This window comes from Streptomyces sp. NPDC049813 (assembly GCF_044465085.1).
In the GTDB taxonomy this organism is placed as follows: Bacteria; Actinomycetota; Actinomycetes; order Streptomycetales; family Streptomycetaceae; genus Streptomyces.
Map to the genome: position 1 here is coordinate 88,172 of NZ_JBITLI010000004.1, position 16,340 is coordinate 104,511.

The following is a 16,340-nucleotide window of genomic DNA, read 5'->3' on the forward strand; positions in this document are numbered from 1 at the left end:
GATAAGCAGGCACGGAACAAACCCCTCTCAGCCGCCTGATGGCGTACGCCTCCCGCAGTGCCGGGCGCGCGCCGTTGCGTATCCCCGCGCTTTCTATTCAGCACTACAACTGACCGTTCTGGGAACGGATTTGCTCCCCTCACTCCCCCCTGTCGCCGGAATCGTCCCCTTACATGACTGAATATGGTTCACGATCGGCCGATCCTGTTCGCACAGGCGGGCTACGCGGGGTGGACGCGGCGGCACACGAGAGCGGCGCCCGGCACGGAGAACATCCGTACCGGGCGCCGCTGGGCGCGCAACTGCCCCGGAGGGCTCAGTCGTTGGGGACCACGGGGTAGCGCGGGGTGCCCTCTTCCATCTGCTTCAGGGCGTTCTTCCGCTCCCGCTTGGAGAGGCGGTCGATGTACAGGTAGCCGTACAGGTGGTCCGTCTCGTGCTGGAGGCAGCGCGCGAAGTAGCCGGTGCCGCGCACGGTGATCGGGGTGCCCTTCTCGTCCTGCCCGGTGACCACGGCGTAGTCCGGGCGCGCGAGCTCGGCGTAGGCGGTCGGGACCGACAGGCAGCCCTCGTTGGAGTCGTCGAGCCGGCGCTGGTCGGCGGGGAGCTCGCGCAGGACCGGGTTGACGACGACACCGGTGTGGCGCACCCCGTCGTCGTCCGGGCAGTCGTAGACGAAGACCTTGCGGTCGACGCCGATCTGGTTGGCGGCGAGGCCGACGCCCTCGGCGGTGCGCTGGCTGGCGAACATGTCGTCGACGAGCGCGGCCAGCTCCTCGTCGAACTCGGTCACGTCCTTGCACTCCTTGTGCAGGACGGGGTTCCCGACGACGGTGATCGGCCGCGACGTCCCGCGCTCCCGGTACGCCGCCTCGCGCGCCTCGCACTCCTCGGTGTCGATGACGAAGCCCTCGTCGTCCACGGGGAGCACGCCCGCGCGCTGCTGATCGGTGTCCTGCTGGGCCATGACCGAGGTAAGCCTTCCTGGAATGTACGGGGAACCCCTACAGGGTACGGGGGACCCGGAGTACCACTTCAGCGGCGGCCCGCCGAGAGCGCCCCACAGGGGCGCGGGGAACGGCGCGACCAGCCACGACGAACCCGCACCCGGCATCGGGCCTAGCACACCTCTTCGAGATCCCGCCAGTCCCGCGAATCCGGCGAATCGGCCACCCAGCCATCCAGCAGCCCCCGGACCAGCGAAGCCGGCGCAGCCACCCCGCACTCCCGCTCCGGCACCCACAGCTGCCCGTCCGTCCGGTGCCCGAGCGGCCCGGGGTGCCCCGGCTCGCTGTGGTCGTGCGGATCGAGGTGCTGACCGTCGCCCTCGTCGGACGGCATCCGCGACTCCGAGCACATCCGGCACAGCAGCCGCACCGACGACGACCAGTCCTCCGCGGCGAACCCCGCGTCGGCCGCGAGCCGCTCCAGGGCGTCCCGGTCGGACTCGGTGCCGGCCTCCAGGAGCACCACCCAGGTCGGCACCGGCGACGGCGCCCACAGCTCGATCTCGTCGAAGACGGGGTAGGAGTGCCCGGCCGCGATGGTCCGCTCGCCGTGCGGCACCCCGTCGTGCAGGACGACCTCGCCCCAGCGCCGCCCGGAGGAGGGCAGCGGGATGGAGAGCACCTCGATGCGCGCGGGGTCCAGCCGCCGCCCCCACACCACCTCGGCCTCGCCCTCCGGGGAGAGCCGCACCGCCGCGCTGCCCAGATCCATCCCGGTCGGCTCGCCCGCTTCGGCCGCGCCGCCGGGCACCTTGAGGCCGTAGGCCTGCCAGGCCCGCCGGGCCAGCGGCCAGTCCTGCAGGGCGGTGGCGGCGATCCCCACGTTCCACCAGTCGGGGGCGCCCGTCTCCCGCTCCAGGAGCGCGACGGCCCGCAGCCCCGCGGTGCGGGCCTGCTCCCAGTCGTGCCGGAACTTGTGCAGCAGCGCGAGGTTGAACCAGGACTCCGACAGCCAGGGCTCCAGGTCCGCGGCGCGGGTGAGCAGCGCCCCGGCGTCCTCGTAGCGACCGTCGCCGATCAGCGTGAACGCACGATCCGTGGCCTGCCGCCACGAGGCGGAGGGCCGGTGCCGTCCCTTGCCGAAGATCCTCACGATTCCCGCCTGCCGATACTCGAGGCCTGTGCCCCCGGACACCCTCTTCTTCGCATCCAACCACGTGCGGTCGGACGCCCGCTCATTACTCATGGGTTACCCAGCCGACCCTAGGCTCAGACCGGGGTGCGCGACCACCCTGGCCAGCGCCTCGACGACCTCGGGCTGGTGGTCCCGGCCCGTGCTCAGACGCAGTCGCTCCAGGGCCGCGAGCGGACCCTGGGGGCCCTCTTCCCTGGTCATCTCGTCGTACGCGTTCGCTGTCCGCACAATCCGCGCGGCGAGCGGCTGTTCGCGGTACGGGTCGGCCTGCCGCTCCACCACTACGGCGACCTGGGCGTCCACCCCCGTCTGCCGGACCACGGCGCCGCCGAGGAGGGCGATCCGCCGCTGCTGCGCGGTCCCGAGCCCGGCCGTCGCGCCCCGGGCCACCGGATCGAGGAGCGAGAGCTGCCCGATGTCGTGCATCAGGGCCGCGTACTCCAGCACGGTCAGGTCCGGCCCGGACAGCCCGAGGTCCCGCCCGATCGAACGGCTCAGCGCGGCCACCCGGTGGGCGTGCCCGTGCGGGGTGTACCCGGCGATCTCGGTGGCCCGGGCCAGCGAGGCGATGGTCTGCCGGTAGGTCTCGCGCACCGCGGCGTAGCGCCGGAAGGCCAGCTGGGTGAGGAGCAGCGGCAGGCTGATGACGGGCAGCGCCCACAGCCCGGCCACCGAGACGGCGAGCGCCATGACGGCGCCCGTCGCGCAGACGGCGGAGCCGATGCCGAGCATGGCCCGCAGTTCGTCGCGGAGCAGCGGCCCGAACGGCCAGCGGGTGCGGGCGTGCGCCATGGCGGCGGCGAGCACGGCGTCGCACAGCGCGGTGAGGACGAGCAGCCCGGCGACGAGCAGCGCGTACGAGGCGCCCTCGCCGAACCACTGGGTCAACCTGCCCTGGCTGTGGAGCGGTTGGAAGAGGACGGCGGCGAAGCCGACGGTCAGCACGCGGCGCGCCACGTGGTCGGGCGAGGGCCCCTTGCCGCGGGCCACGTACGGCACGCACCCGATGAGCGTGGCCGCGACGACGAGCGCGACGACCTGCGGCACCCCGTGCTGGGTGGGCTGCCCCGCGTCCCCGCCGAGCAGCGCGTACGCCAGCGCCCCCGCGGCGCCCAGCGGCGCGGGCTCCCGGTCCCCGTGCCCGCCCCAGCGCGCCAGTTCCCCGACGACGACGAGCAGGCCGAAGGCGAGGGCCACCCCGGGGTCGTCGAGGCCGTGCCGCGCGGTGGCGCCGAGGGCGAGCAGGGTCAGGCCGCCCGCCAGCACATAGACGGCCGCCACGGCCGCGGGCAGGCGCGCCGGGCCCCCGAGGGGCTCCGCGCCGGCCGCCCAGCCGGTCACCGGGGGGCCGCCCCTGGCACGGCCACGCCCGCCGACACCGCTGCGGGGACCGTGGCCCCGCCCGCCGCGGTGTCGGCGGTGACGACGGGGTGCCAGCCGTCCCGCTCCAGTGCCCGTACGAAGGCCCGCACCATCGCCGGGTCGAACTGCGATCCGGCGCACCGCTCCAGCTCCGCCAGGGCCACCTCGACCGGCCGCGCCCGGGAGTAGGTCCGGGTGGAGGTCATGGCGTCGAAGGCGTCCGCCACCGCCACCACCCGCGCGAACTCCGGGATCTGCGTCCCGGTGAGCCCGTACGGGTAGCCGCTGCCGTCAAGGCGTTCGTGGTGGTGGAGGATCGCGGCCCGCGCCTCGCCGAGGAAGCCGATGCCGCGCACCATCTCGTGTCCGTACTCGGGGTGCAGCTGGATGATGTCCCGCTCCTCGGGCGTCAGCGGCCCGTCCTTGCGCAGCAGCCGGGTCGGCACGCCGAGCTTGCCCACGTCGTGCAGGATCCCGGCGAAGCGCAGGACCTCCACCCGCTCGTCGGCCATGCCCAGCTCCCGGGCGATCATCATGGACGCCTGGCCGACCCGCTCGCTGTGCCCGCGGGTGTAGCCGTCCTTGATGTCGACGGCCTGCACGAGGGCGCGGATGGTCGCCTGGTGCGCGGCCCGCTCGCGCTGGTACTGGGCGAAGACCCAGCAGGAGATGTACATCGGCAGCAGGACGAGCAGCGAGGCCACGGGCCCGTACGGGCTGGCCCACAACACGGCCATCAGCAGCCCGGCGAGGCCGTGCACCGCCACCGGCGCCAGCAGGCGCGGGAAGAGGCCGCGCCAGGCGGAGCGCAGCGGCACGCGCTCGGCCGCGGCGAGGATGGCGCCGTCCAGGACGGTGAGGACGGCGCAGAAGACGAGGACCGCGGCGGCAGCGGGGGCGAACGCGTCCGGGAGCCGGGCCCCGGAGACGGCGGCCGTGCCGCCGAGAGCGCCGAAGGCCCGCGCGGCCGACCAGCCGGCCAGAGCCAGCTGCGCCGCCCGCCACCAGCGGCGGAGCCCCGCCGGGCGCTGTTCCACGCGGGCGAGGAAGGCGCCGGGCACGGCGATCAGCGCGGCGGCAGGAGCGGGCAGCAGAAACGCTCCTGCAAGGAGCACGGGAAAGAACGTGCCCATGCCTTTCGGGGCCCGCCGGCCGACGAGCCGACAGCGGCCGACCTGCTCGCAACCCGCGTACACAGCCGCGAGGAGGGCGACGGCGGGCCACGAGGCGACGGCCGTGACGGCGGGCGCGGCGCAGACCACGGCACCGGCCACGGTCAGGAGGACACAGGCGCGGGCCACCGGCGGAACCGACCGCATGCCCAACTCCCTCCCCGTGATGTTCGGTTCACGGAGACAGGAGAATAGGGCGCGCGTCACGCCACCAGGACGGCATCACCGGGATTGCCGGGGCTCAGGGCCCTCGATTAGCACGATCGGGTGAACCGATCGGCGAAGGGTACGAACTCCCGCTCAGCATGCAGGAGTTGCGCGCACCGCGGGCGGGGCGCTCAGGCGAGCGGCGTGCCCTCGTCCGGGGCGGGCTGCCCGGAGCGGATCAGGTCGATGCGGCCCATGACCTTGGCCCGCAGGTCGGTCGGCACGTCGTCATGGCCGCAGCACCGCTTGACCAGCTTCTTCACGGCCTGCTCCAGGCCGTACTTCTCCAGGCACGGGGAGCACTCCTCGAAGTGCACCTCGAACTTGGTGCAGTCGGAGTCCGGCATCTCGTGGTCGAGGAACTCGTAGAGATGGTCGAGGACCTCACTGCAGTCCGTCTCGTGCGGCTCTCCGCAGCTCATGAGCCCGAGCCTTTCGCTTCGTTCGACTCTCCGGCGCCGGCCGGGACGAGCCCGCGGTCGCGGGCGTAGTCCTCGAGCATGCCGCGCAGCTGGCGACGCCCCCTGTGCAGCCGGGACATCACCGTACCGATGGGTGTTCCCATGATGTCCGCGATCTCCTTGTACGCAAAGCCCTCTACGTCCGCGAGATAGACCGCGATGCGGAATTCCTCGGGGATCGCCTGCAAGGCCCGCTTCACGTCCGAGTCGGGCAGGTGGTCGAGCGCCTGGGACTCGGCGGAGCGCAGCCCGGTCGACATGTGCGACTCGGCGCGCGCCAGCTGCCAGTCCTCGATCTCCTCGGCGGCGCTGCGCTGGGGCTCGCGCTGCTTCTTGCGGTACGAGTTGATGAAGGTGTTCGTCAGGATCCGGTACAGCCACGCCTTGAGGTTCGTGCCCTCGCGGAACTGGTGGAACGACGCGTACGCCTTGGCGTACGTCTCCTGCACGAGGTCCTCGGCGTCCGCGGGGTTGCGCGTCATGCGCAGCGCGGCCGAGTACATCTGGTCGAGGAATTCCAGCGCGTCCCGCTCGAAGCGCGCGCTGCGCTCGGTGGCGGTCTCCGCGGGCTCCGGCCGCTCGTCCGCCTGGCCGTGCTCGGTCCCTGCGTCGGTCCCTGTGACCGGACCCACCTCCTCCAACGACGTCGCGAGACCCGAAGAAGTCCCACTCGAATCGGAGGATAGACGACGATCCGGTCCGCCCGCCGCCCGAATAGGGACGGTCTTGGCCGCGCTCAGCACGCTCCACTCCAGTTCAGGAGTGGTGGCGCGGCTGGGGCAGATGGTCGAACCCATGCGGCGGACTTCCTCTCGTGCGCTCTGTCACCGACGTTCCCGACAACAGCTGTCACGCGCCGCACATTCCCGGCCGCTACGGGAGTGAGCGAGTCCACGCGACGACGGCGTCCGTGATCACGGCGAGGGTCTGCTCGGTCCCGACCCCGGCCCGCTTCGGCACGGCGAACCCATGATCCGCGTACGGCACTTCGACGAGGGTGAAGGCGGGGTCGGCCGGGAACTCGCCGGGCTTGCCGAACGGGTCGTTGCCGCCCTGGACCACCAGGGCCGGCGCCCCGGCGCCCAGCAGTTCCCCGGCCCGGGACCGCTCCGGCCTGCCGGGCGGATGCAGCGGGAAGCTGAGCGCCAGCACGCCCGCCGCGCCCAGCTCGGCGGCGGTGCGGCAGGCGACCCGGGCCCCGGCGCTGCGCCCGCCGGCGATCACCGGCGGCCCTTCCGCGGCCAGGGCGGGCCAGATGCCGCGCCACCCCGCGTCCAGGGTCTTCGGCGCGGGCGCGAGCTTCTTCCCGGCGACGCGCCAGGGCTGCTCGACGAGGGCGACGCTCACCCCGTGGGCGGGCAGGACCCGGGCGAGGGCCTGGAGGTCCCGCGCCTCGATCCCGCCGCCGGCCCCGTGGCTCACCGCCAGGACCAGCCGGGCCCGCGGGGCGCGGTGCCAGGTGACGCGGGCGTCGCCGATCTCCGTGGACACGATGTCAGTCACCCCGTCATGGTGCACCAGCGGCCGCCGCGGGCCGGGGCGGCGCCCCTCAGAACAAGGTGACGTCCTCGGGCCCGGCCACTTCCTTCACCAGTTCCGGCCCGTTGTTGCGCACGTTGCTGACGGCCGTGGAGACCGGGTAGGCGCGCATCAGCCCTTCCGGCGGAGGCGCCAGCAGCCCCCGCAGGTCGGCGACGTCCGTGCGCCCGGGATCGAGCCAGTCGTCCCACCGGTCCGGCGTCAGCATGAGCGGCATCCGGGGGTGGATGTCGGCGAGCGCGCGCGGGCCCTCCGGCGGCGCGACCCCGAGCGGTGCGGTCTCCGCCTCGGTGGTGATGACCGAGCAGGTCACCCACCAGGCCCGCGGATGCTCGTCCGGCAGCGTGCGGTCCCGCCAGAACTCGTAGAGCCCGGCCATGGCGAAGACGCCGCCGTCCGCGGGCGTGACGAAGTAGGGCTGCTTGCGGGGCCGCTTGCGCCTGCCCTCGACCTCCAGCTCCCGCTCCGCGGCGCCGGTCACCCACTCGTAATAGCCGTCCGCGGGGATGACGCACCGCCGCGTGGCGAACGCCCGCCGGTACGACGGCTTCTCGTGCACGGTCTCGGCCCGCGCGTTGATCATCCGGGCGGCGCCCTCGGGCGTCTTCGCCCAGGACGGCACCAGTCCCCACCGCAGCTTGCGCAGCTGGCGAACCGGACGCGGGTCATCCGCGTCTTTCAGGGGGCGGTCGAGGACGGCGTGGACCTCCTTGGTGGGAGCCACGTTGAAGTCGGGCTCGTAGGCCTCCTCGGGCTCCCACTTCTCGATCCCGAAGATGCCTGCGAGATCCTCGGGTCCACGACTCGATGCATACCGTCCGCACATACGTGCCACAGTGCCAGAGCAAGAAGCCGAAGTACCACCGAACGGGAGCAGCCGCAGACCATGGACGCCAGCCTCTGGGACCGCCTCGCCGGCACCCAGCCGGACCCCGACCAGTGGGTGGTCGTCGCCACCGGCGTGCTCGCCCTCGCGGCCGTCGTCCCGCACGGCCTGTGGCGGCTCACGCGCAACGCCGTCACCATCGCCCACGAGGGCGGCCACGGCCTGGTCGCGCTCCTGATGGGCCGCAGGCTGGACGGGATCCGGCTGCACTCGGACACCAGCGGCCTCACCGTGAGCCGCGGCAAGCCGACGGGGATCGGCATGATCCTGACGGCGGCCGCGGGCTACACGGCCCCGCCCCTGCTGGGCCTGGGCGCCGCCGCGCTCCTCGGCAGCGGCCGCATCACGCTCCTGCTCTGGCTGGCGACGGCTTTGCTGCTCGCGATGCTGGTGATGATCAGGAACGCGTACGGGGTCCTCACCGTGGTGCTCGCCGGCGGCGCGTTCCTCGTGGTCTCCTGGCTGGCCGGGCCGCAGGTGCAGGCGGCCTTCGCCTACACGGTCGTGTGGTTCCTGCTGCTCGGCGGTGTGCGCCCGGCCTTCGAGCTCCAGGGCAAGCGGCACCGGGGCGGCGCGGGCGACTCCGACGCCGACCAGCTCGCCCGCCTCACGCACGTCCCCGCGGGCATGTGGCTCTTCCTGTTCCACGCCGTCTCGCTGTGCGCGCTGCTGGGCGGGGGCCGCTGGCTGCTCGGCCTGTGAACAGGTGAGCCGGGGCGAGCCCACTAAAGTAAGGGCATGACCACGCACCCCGCGCCCACCGCCCTCTGGCCCGCCCCGCTCGCGAGCGGCGCCGTCGACGCGACCGTCGCGGTGCCGGGGTCCAAATCCGTCACCAACCGTGCGCTCGTCCTCGCCGCGCTCGCCGCCGAGCCGGGCTGGCTGCGCCGCCCGCTGCGCTCCCGCGACACGCTCCTGATGGCGGGCGCGCTGCGCGCGATGGGCGTGGGGATCGAGGAGGGCGTCGGCCCCGACGGGACGGGCGAGGCCTGGCGGGTCATCCCCTCCGGACTGCGCGGTCCGGCCACGGTCGACGTGGGCAACGCGGGCACGGTCATGCGCTTCCTGCCGCCGGTCGCGGCCCTCGCCGACGGGCCGATCCGGTTCGACGGCGACCCCCGTTCGTACGAGCGACCGCTGCACGGCGTGATCGACGCGCTGCGCGCCCTCGGCGCCCGGATCGACGACGACAATCGTGGCGCGCTGCCCCTGACCGTGCACGGCGGCGGGGCGCTCGACGGCGGCCCGGTGCGCATCGACGCGTCGTCGTCCTCGCAGTTCGTGAGCGCGCTGCTGCTCTCCGCGCCCCGCTTCAACCAGGGCGTGGAGGTCCGCCACACCGGCTCGTCGCTGCCGTCCATGCCGCACATCCGGATGACGGTGGACATGCTGCGGGCGGTCGGCGCGCAGGTCGACTCCCCGGAGTCGGGCGGCGAGCCCGACGTGTGGCGGGTCACCCCCGGCGCCCTGCTCGGCCGGGACATCGTCATCGAGCCGGACCTCTCCAACGCCCAGCCGTTCCTGGCCGCGGCCCTGGTCACCGGCGGCCGGGTGACGGTCCCCGACTGGCCGGCCCGCACGACGCAGCCGGGTGACGCGCTGCGCGAGATCTTCACGCGGATGGGCGGTTCCTGCGAACTGACGGAGCGGGGGCTGACGTTCACCGGGTCGGGCCGGATCCACGGCATCGACGTGGACCTCGGCGAGGTGGGCGAGCTGACCCCGGGCATCGCGGCGGTCGCGGCCCTGGCGGACGGCCCCTCCACGCTGAGCGGCGTCGCCCACCTGCGGCTGCACGAGACGGACCGGCTGGCCGCGCTCACCAAGGAGATCAACGAACTGGGCGGCGACGTCACCGAGACGGCCGACGGCCTGCACATCCGGCCGCGCCCGCTGCACGGCGGTGTCTTCCACACCTACGACGACCACCGGATGGCGACGGCGGGCGCGATCATCGGCCTGGCGGTGGACGGTGTGCGGATCGAGAACGTGGCGACGACGGCCAAGACGCTGCCGGACTTCCCCGACATGTGGGCCGCGATGCTCGGGACCGACAGGCCGTAGGGAACGTAACGCGATGCGCCGCTACGGCAAGCACACCGACGAGGACGACATCCGCCAGCGCCCCAACCGCAAGGGGAACCGGCCGCGGACGAACATCAGGCCCAAGCACGAGGACGCGGCGGAGGGCATGGTCCTCACCGTCGACCGGGGCCGGCTGACCGTCCTCGTCGACGGGCGCCCGGTCCACGCGATGAAGGCCCGCGAGCTGGGCCGCAAGGCGGCGGTCGTCGGCGACCAGGTGGCCGTCGTCGGCGACCTGTCCGGCGCGAAGGACACCCTCGCGCGCATCGTCCGGATCGCGCCGCGCGCCTCCGTGCTGCGGCGCACGGCCGACGACGACGACCCCTACGAGCGGGTGGTCGTCGCCAACGCCGACCAGCTCGCCGTCGTCACCGCGCTGGCCGACCCCGAACCGCGCCCCCGCATGATCGACCGCTGCCTGGTCGCCGCCTTCGACGGCGGGCTGACGCCGCTGCTGGTCCTGACCAAGTCGGACCTGGCACCGCCGGACAAACTGCTCGAACTGTACGGGGATCTCGACATCCCCTACGTCGTGACCAGCCGCGCGGAGCTGGAGGACGGCACGGCGCTGGCGCGGGTGCGCGAGCAGCTGGACGGCCGGGTCACCGCGTTCGTCGGTCACTCCGGTGTCGGCAAGACGACGCTGGTGAACGCGCTGGTGGCGCAGGACCAGCGGCGGACGACCGGGCACGTCAACGCGGTGACGGGACGCGGCCGGCACACGACGACCTCCGCGCGCGCCCTGCCGCTGCCCGGCGACGCGGGCTGGGTGGTCGACACTCCGGGCGTGCGCTCGTTCGGCCTGCACCATGTGGACCCGTCCCGGGTCATCCACGCGTTCCCCGATCTGGAGCCCGGGACCGAGAACTGCCCGCGCGCGTGCAGCCACGACGAGCCGGACTGCGCCCTGGACGCCTGGGTGGCGGAGGGCCACGCGGACCCGGCCCGGCTGTACTCGCTGCGCCGGCTGCTCGCCACCCGCGAGCGGCGCGAGGGTGACTGACCTCTGTCTTGTTTGCTGCCCCCGCGCACCGGTAAAGGCATAATCGCACCAAGCCGGACGCAAGATCGAGACCGTACGGGATCAGTGGAGCGCGGGAGGCACATCACATGGCGTGGCTGCTGGTCATCGTCGCGGGGTTCCTGGAGACGGGTTTCGCCGTCTGCCTGAAGCTCTCGCACGGCTTCACCCGGCTGTGGCCGACGATCGCGTTCGCCTCGTTCGCCCTCGGCAGCTTCGGTCTGCTGACGCTCTCCCTGAAGAAGCTGGACGTGGGTCCGGCGTACGCGGTGTGGACGGGCATCGGCGCGGCGGGCACGGCCATCTACGGCATGGTCTTCCTGGGGGACGTGGTCTCCACCCTCAAGATCGTCTCGATCAGCCTGGTGGTCGCCGGCGTGATCGGGCTCCAGCTCTCCGGTTCGGCGCACTGACCGCGGCGCCCCTTCTTCCCGACGGGCCTTTCAGGCCGGGCGCGCGGGCCGGATCGCCTCCCGTACGAGGCGCCCGACCCCGTCGCCACCCGGCGGCACCATGACGCACGACAGCGCGATCCGCACCGCGAGTTCGCACTCCCTGGCCAGCGCCTCGGCCTCCGTCCGCGCCGAGTCCACCGCGCCCAGTGCGGCCAGGGAGCGCTCGCGCACGGAGGCGATGAGGTCGGCGGGGGCGGGCAGCGGCCCGTCCGCGCGGCGCTGCGCGGGCACGGCGGTCGAGGACGGCACCGCGCAGAGCGTCGGCGCGGGCAGGTGCTCGCTCCAGCAGCCGGTGAGCGCGGCCCGCACCAGCGGACTGCGGCGGGCGCTGGCCACGGTCCACTCGGCGACCGCGTCGAGGCCGCCGTCCCGCAGGGCCCGGTCGACGCCCGCGAGGTAGCCGTCGGCCTCTCGGCGCACCAGGGCGCGGGCGAGCCCCTCCTTGCTGCCGAACTCGTTGTAGAGGGTCTGCCGGGAGACGCCGGCGACCGCCGCCACGTCGACCATGCGCACCGCGGACCAGGGGCGCCGCGCCAGTGCCAGGTAGGCCGCGTCCAGTAGGGAATCCCGTGCTGCGGGCATCGTCGCCTCCCCGGGCCGCCGCGTCCGCACGGCCTGTTTCGCCAGAGTTGACGGGCTTCTCCCCGCTGTCAAGAGCCCGTGCGCGGCGCCGCCCGCGCCGGCCGGGGCGAGGCCGTGTGGCCCGGGAGCGACCTCGATCGATACTGTGCAGTCATGCCCGACTACCACGATGACCTGCGTCTCGCCCACGTCCTCGCGGACGCCGCCGACGCCGCGACGATGGACCGGTTCAAGGCGCTCGACCTGAAGGTGGAGACCAAGCCGGACATGACGCCGGTGAGCGAGGCCGACAAGTCCGCCGAGGAGCTGATCCGCGGTCACCTCAAGCGGGCGCGGCCCCGGGACGCGATCCTGGGCGAGGAGTTCGGCGTCGAGGGCACCGGCCCGCGCCGCTGGGTCATCGACCCGATCGACGGCACCAAGAACTACGTGCGCGGGGTGCCGGTCTGGGCCACGCTCATCTCCCTGATGGAGGCCGGCGAGGACGGCTTCCAGCCGGTCGTCGGCGTCGTCTCGGCGCCCGCGCTCGGCCGGCGCTGGTGGGCGGCGAAGGGCGCGGGCGCGTTCACCGGCCGCAGCCTGACCTCGGCGTCCCGGCTCCGGGTCTCGGGGGTGGGCCGGCTGGCCGACGCCTCCTTCGCGTACTCCTCGCTGAGCGGCTGGGAGGAACAGGGCCGCCTCGACGGGTTCCTGGACCTGACGCGGGCGGTGTGGCGCACCCGCGGGTACGGCGACTTCTGGCCCTACATGATGGTGGCCGAGGGCGCGGTCGACCTGTGCGCGGAGCCCGAGCTGTCGCTGTGGGACATGGCGGCGCCCGCGATCGTGGTGACCGAGGCGGGCGGTTCCTTCACCGGCCTCGACGGGCGCCCCGGCCCGCACAGCGGCAACGCGGCGGCGTCGAACGGGCTGCTGCACGACGAGTTGCTGAGCTACGTCGCGGCCCGCTGACGGGGTGGACAGGGGCGCGAGCGGAAGCGAGGACGGGTCAGGACCGCTCCGCGGGCGCCCCTGAACTCACCTCTCGCGCCCTCTTGTTGGCATTCCCTTTACCTGCGACTCTGAGAGTCTCCCCACTTGTGAACTTGTGAACCGTTTCTCGTTCCGGGAGCGGTGGCACAGGTGCCTCCACAGGAAGGTGGCTCCATCCATGCTCGTCCGTGACGCCATGAGCACGATGGTCCTCACCATCGGCCCCACCCACACCCTGCGCCAGGCGGCCCGGCTGATGTCGGCGCGCCGCGTCGGAGCAGCCGTCGTCCTCGACCCGGACGGCTGCGGCATCGGGATCCTGACCGAGCGCGACATCCTCAACTCGCTGGCCCTGAACCAGAACCCGGACCACGAGACAGCCGGCACCCACACCACCACCGACGTCGTCTTCGCCGCCCCGACCTGGACCCTGGAGCGGGCGGCGGCCACCATGACCCACGGCGGCTTCCGCCACCTCATCGTGCTGGACGGCGGGGAGCCGACCGGCATCGTCTCGGTCCGCGACATCACCCGCTGCTGGACACCGGCCAGGCAGCCGGCGCCGACACTGTCGGCGTAGAGCGGCTCGGGGCCCCGGGAGCGGCGACCGGGGCCCGGCACGCCGGGAGGGCCGGCCCCCCATGCGGGGAACCGGCCCTCCTCAGGCACGTGGTGCGGATCAGACCAGGTCGAACCGGTCCAGGTCCATGACCTTGCTCCACGCCGCGACGAAGTCCTTGACGAACTTCTCCTTCGCGTCGTCGCTCGCGTAGACCTCGGCGACCGCGCGCAGCTCGGAGTTGGAACCGAAGACCAGGTCGGCACGGGTGCCGGTCCACTTGACCGCGCCGCTCGCGTCGCGGCCCTCGAACTCGTCCTGCGCCGAGGACGTCGACTTCCACGTCGTGGCCATGTCGAGCAGGTTGACGTAGTAGTCGTTGGTCAGCGTGCCCGGCCGCTCGGTGAGGACGCCGCGCTTCGAGCCGCCGGTGTTGGCACCGAGGACCCGCAGGCCGCCGACGAGGACGGTCATCTCGGGCGCGCTCAGCGTCAGCAGGTTGGCCTTGTCGAGCAGCAGGTACTCGGCGGGCAGGCGGTTGCCCTTGCCCACGTAGTTGCGGAAGCCGTCGGAGGCCGGCTCGAGCGCGGCGAACGACTCGACGTCCGTCTGCTCCTGCGTGGCGTCCACCCGGCCCGGCGTGAAGGGCACCTCGACGGCGTGGCCGCCGTCGGCGGCCGCCTTCTCGACGGCCGCGGAGCCGGCCAGCACGATCAGGTCGGCGAGCGAGACCTGCTTGCCGCCCTGGGCGTTGAAGGACTCCTGGATGCCTTCGAGGGTGCGCAGCACCTGCGCCAGCTCGTCCGGGTTGTTGACCGTCCAGTCGCGCTGCGGCTCCAGGCGGACGCGGGCGCCGTTGGCCCCGCCGCGCTTGTCGCTACCACGGAAGGAGGAGGCGGAGGCCCAGGCGGCCGAGACCAGCTGCGCGACCGTCAGGTCAGAGGCGAGGACCTGCTCCTTGAGGGCGGCGATGTCCGCGGCGTCGATGACCTCGCCGGTGCGCGCGGGCAGCGGGTCCTGCCAGAGCAGCTCCTCGGCGGGGACCTCGGGGCCGAGGTAGCGGACGACCGGGCCCATGTCACGGTGCGTCAGCTTGTACCAGGCGCGCGCGAAGGCGTCCGCGAACTCCTGCGGGTTCTCGTGGAAGCGGCGCGAGATGGGCTCGTAGACCGGGTCGAAGCGCAGCGACAGGTCGGTCGTGAGCATCGTCGGGAGCTGCTTCTGCGACGCGTCGTGCGCGAGCGGGATGGTCGCCTCGGCGTCCTTCGCGACCCACTGGTTGGCGCCGGCGGGGCTCTGGGTCAGCTCCCACTCGAAGCCGAAGAGGTTGTCGAAGAACTCGTTGCCCCACTGGGTCGGGGTGCTGGTCCAGGTCACCTCCAGGCCACTGGTGATGGCGTCGGCGCCCTTGCCGGTGCCGTGGCTGCTCGCCCAGCCGAGACCCTGCGCCTCGATCGGGGCGGCCTCGGCGTCGGGACCGACGGCTTCCGACGGGCCGTTGCCGTGGGTCTTGCCGAAGGTGTGGCCGCCGGCGATGAGCGCGACGGTCTCCTCGTCGTTCATCGCCATGCGGCGGAACGTCTCACGGATGTCGCGGGCCGCGGCGATCGGGTCCGGGTTGCCGTTGGGGCCCTCCGGGTTCACGTAGATGAGGCCCATCTGCACCGCGCCGAGCGGGCTCTCCAGCTCGCGGTCGCCGGTGTAGCGCTCGTCGCCGAGCCAGATGGTCTCGGGGCCCCAGTAGACGTCCTCCTCGGGCTCCCACACGTCGGCGCGGCCGCCGGCGAAGCCGAAGGTCTTGAGGCCCATCGTCTCCAGCGCCACGTTCCCCGTGAGGATCAGCAGGTCGGCCCAGGAGATGGACTGGCCGTACTTCTGCTTCACGGGCCACAGCAGCCGGCGGGCCTTGTCCAGGTTGACGTTGTCCGGCCAGCTGTTCAGGGGCGCGAAGCGCTGCTGACCGGCACCGGCGCCACCGCGGCCGTCGCTGATGCGGTACGTGCCGGCACTGTGCCAGGCCATGCGCACCATGAGCGGGCCGTAGTTGCCGAAGTCGGCGGGCCACCAGTCCTGCGAGGTGGTGAGCACCTCGGCGATGTCCCGCTTCACCGCGGGGAGGTCCAGGGCGTTGAACGCCGCCGCGTAGTCGAAGTCCTCACCGAGCGGGTTCGCCACCGCCGGGTTCTTGGCGAGGATCTTCACATTGAGCCGCTCCGGCCACCACTGGGTGTTGCCGCCGCCCTGGGTCGGGTGCTTGGCCCGGCCGTGCGCGACCGGGCAGCCACCCGTCTCCTCCGTCTTCGCGTCCGTGACGATTGCTTCATGGTTCTCGGTCATGCGAACCCTTCCGGAGTCTGTCCTGTCGCTTGGCCTCAGCCAGAGTGAGATCCTACAATGGACAATGTCTAAGTCAAGCCACGCTCCAAAGTCACATTCGTTCGGGATCTAGGTCCCCTTGCTGTTAGGCTGGTTCTATGAGTGACCTTTTGGAACGACTGCGCGGACGAGGCTGGCGCATGACCGCGCAGCGACGCGTCGTGGCCGAGGTCCTCGACGGGGACCACGTCCATCTGACGGCCGACGAGGTGCATGCGCGCGCCGTCGCGAAGCTGCCCGAGATCTCCCGGGCGACGGTCTACAACACGCTGGGCGAGATGGTGTCCCTCGGTGAGGTCATCGAGGTCGCCACGGACAAGCGCGCCAAGCGCTACGACCCGAACGCGCACCGCCCGCACCAGCACCTGGTCTGCGGCCAGTGCGGCCAGATCCGCGACGTGCACCCGACGGGCAATCCGCTGACAACGCTCCCCGACTCGGAGCGCTTCGGCTTCACGATCTCGGACGTCGAGGTCACCTACCGCGGCGTCTGCCCGACCTGCGCCACGTAATCCGGCGCA

At 72.8% G+C, this 16,340-nt stretch carries 17 protein-coding genes; 7 read left to right on the forward strand and 10 right to left on the reverse strand.

Annotated features, from left to right (window positions below; translation table 11 throughout):
• Positions 1 to 316 precede the first annotated feature (316 nt).
• From def to ACIBW6_RS10850, 8 genes are all read right to left on the reverse strand, one after another.
• Positions 317 to 967, reverse strand: a complete 651-nt coding sequence (def, locus tag ACIBW6_RS10815) for a peptide deformylase (protein WP_399058911.1) — start codon at positions 965 to 967, stop codon at positions 317 to 319.
• A gap of 152 nt (positions 968 to 1,119) precedes the next feature.
• Positions 1,120 to 2,100 (reverse strand): tetratricopeptide repeat protein, encoded by a 981-nt coding sequence (locus ACIBW6_RS10820; protein ID WP_399058912.1) that lies wholly within the window; start codon positions 2,098 to 2,100, stop codon positions 1,120 to 1,122.
• Positions 2,101 to 2,196: 96 nt separating this feature from the next.
• Positions 2,197 to 3,435: an HD-GYP domain-containing protein gene (locus ACIBW6_RS10825; protein WP_399059277.1), complete on the reverse strand. Its 1,239-nt coding sequence runs from the start codon at positions 3,433 to 3,435 to the stop codon at positions 2,197 to 2,199.
• Between the two features lie 44 nt (positions 3,436 to 3,479).
• Entirely contained in the window at positions 3,480 to 4,823 is a 1,344-nt protein-coding gene (locus ACIBW6_RS10830) for an HD-GYP domain-containing protein (RefSeq protein ID WP_399058913.1), read from the reverse strand.
• A gap of 191 nt (positions 4,824 to 5,014) precedes the next feature.
• On the reverse strand, positions 5,015 to 5,305 hold the full coding sequence (gene rsrA, locus ACIBW6_RS10835; protein ID WP_399058914.1) for a mycothiol system anti-sigma-R factor: 291 nt from the start codon (positions 5,303 to 5,305) through the stop codon (positions 5,015 to 5,017).
• Entirely contained in the window at positions 5,302 to 5,976 is a 675-nt protein-coding gene (sigR, locus tag ACIBW6_RS10840; protein ID WP_356494809.1) for an RNA polymerase sigma factor SigR, read from the reverse strand. Before sigR ends, rsrA begins: the two co-directional genes overlap by 4 nt.
• Before the next feature lie 241 nt (positions 5,977 to 6,217).
• Positions 6,218 to 6,847 (reverse strand): alpha/beta family hydrolase, encoded by a 630-nt coding sequence (locus ACIBW6_RS10845; RefSeq protein WP_399058915.1) that lies wholly within the window; start codon positions 6,845 to 6,847, stop codon positions 6,218 to 6,220.
• A 46-nt stretch (positions 6,848 to 6,893) separates the two neighbouring features.
• A complete protein-coding gene (locus ACIBW6_RS10850) occupies positions 6,894 to 7,709 on the reverse strand; it encodes an SOS response-associated peptidase (protein WP_399058916.1) in 816 nt (271 codons plus the stop codon).
• 60 nt (positions 7,710 to 7,769) lie between these two features.
• Here ACIBW6_RS10850 and ACIBW6_RS10855 point away from each other — a divergent pair, with 60 nt between their 5' ends.
• The 4 genes from ACIBW6_RS10855 to ACIBW6_RS10870 all read left to right on the forward strand — a co-directional run bounded on the left by ACIBW6_RS10855 (position 7,770) and on the right by ACIBW6_RS10870 (position 11,288).
• Complete coding sequence (locus ACIBW6_RS10855) at positions 7,770 to 8,471, forward strand: M50 family metallopeptidase (protein WP_399058917.1); 702 nt, start codon at positions 7,770 to 7,772, stop codon at positions 8,469 to 8,471.
• A gap of 36 nt (positions 8,472 to 8,507) precedes the next feature.
• Positions 8,508 to 9,833 carry a 3-phosphoshikimate 1-carboxyvinyltransferase gene (gene aroA, locus ACIBW6_RS10860; RefSeq protein ID WP_399058918.1) on the forward strand — a complete coding sequence of 442 codons (1,326 nt, stop codon included), beginning with the start codon at positions 8,508 to 8,510 and terminating at the stop codon, positions 9,831 to 9,833.
• Positions 9,834 to 9,846: 13 nt separating this feature from the next.
• Positions 9,847 to 10,857 carry a ribosome small subunit-dependent GTPase A gene (gene rsgA, locus ACIBW6_RS10865; RefSeq protein WP_399058919.1) on the forward strand — a complete coding sequence of 337 codons (1,011 nt, stop codon included), beginning with the start codon at positions 9,847 to 9,849 and terminating at the stop codon, positions 10,855 to 10,857.
• 107 nt (positions 10,858 to 10,964) lie between these two features.
• Positions 10,965 to 11,288: a DMT family transporter gene (locus ACIBW6_RS10870; RefSeq protein ID WP_399058920.1), complete on the forward strand. Its 324-nt coding sequence runs from the start codon at positions 10,965 to 10,967 to the stop codon at positions 11,286 to 11,288.
• 30 nt (positions 11,289 to 11,318) lie between these two features.
• On the opposite strand, the gene ACIBW6_RS10875 is transcribed toward ACIBW6_RS10870, so the two are convergent.
• Positions 11,319 to 11,912, reverse strand: a complete 594-nt coding sequence (locus tag ACIBW6_RS10875) for a TetR/AcrR family transcriptional regulator (protein WP_399058921.1) — start codon at positions 11,910 to 11,912, stop codon at positions 11,319 to 11,321.
• Between the two features lie 153 nt (positions 11,913 to 12,065).
• On the opposite strand from ACIBW6_RS10875, the gene hisN reads away from it, so the two are divergent.
• A complete protein-coding gene (hisN, locus tag ACIBW6_RS10880; protein WP_399058922.1) occupies positions 12,066 to 12,863 on the forward strand; it encodes a histidinol-phosphatase in 798 nt (265 codons plus the stop codon).
• Between the two features lie 199 nt (positions 12,864 to 13,062).
• Entirely contained in the window at positions 13,063 to 13,464 is a 402-nt protein-coding gene (locus ACIBW6_RS10885) for a cyclic nucleotide-binding/CBS domain-containing protein (RefSeq protein WP_399058923.1), read from the forward strand.
• A gap of 99 nt (positions 13,465 to 13,563) precedes the next feature.
• On the opposite strand, the gene katG is transcribed toward ACIBW6_RS10885, so the two are convergent.
• Positions 13,564 to 15,780 carry a catalase/peroxidase HPI gene (gene katG, locus ACIBW6_RS10890; protein WP_399058924.1) on the reverse strand — a complete coding sequence of 739 codons (2,217 nt, stop codon included), beginning with the start codon at positions 15,778 to 15,780 and terminating at the stop codon, positions 13,564 to 13,566.
• A gap of 137 nt (positions 15,781 to 15,917) precedes the next feature.
• Here katG and ACIBW6_RS10895 point away from each other — a divergent pair, with 137 nt between their 5' ends.
• Entirely contained in the window at positions 15,918 to 16,331 is a 414-nt protein-coding gene (locus tag ACIBW6_RS10895) for a Fur family transcriptional regulator (protein ID WP_399058925.1), read from the forward strand.
• The last annotated feature ends 9 nt before the right edge of the window (positions 16,332 to 16,340 follow it).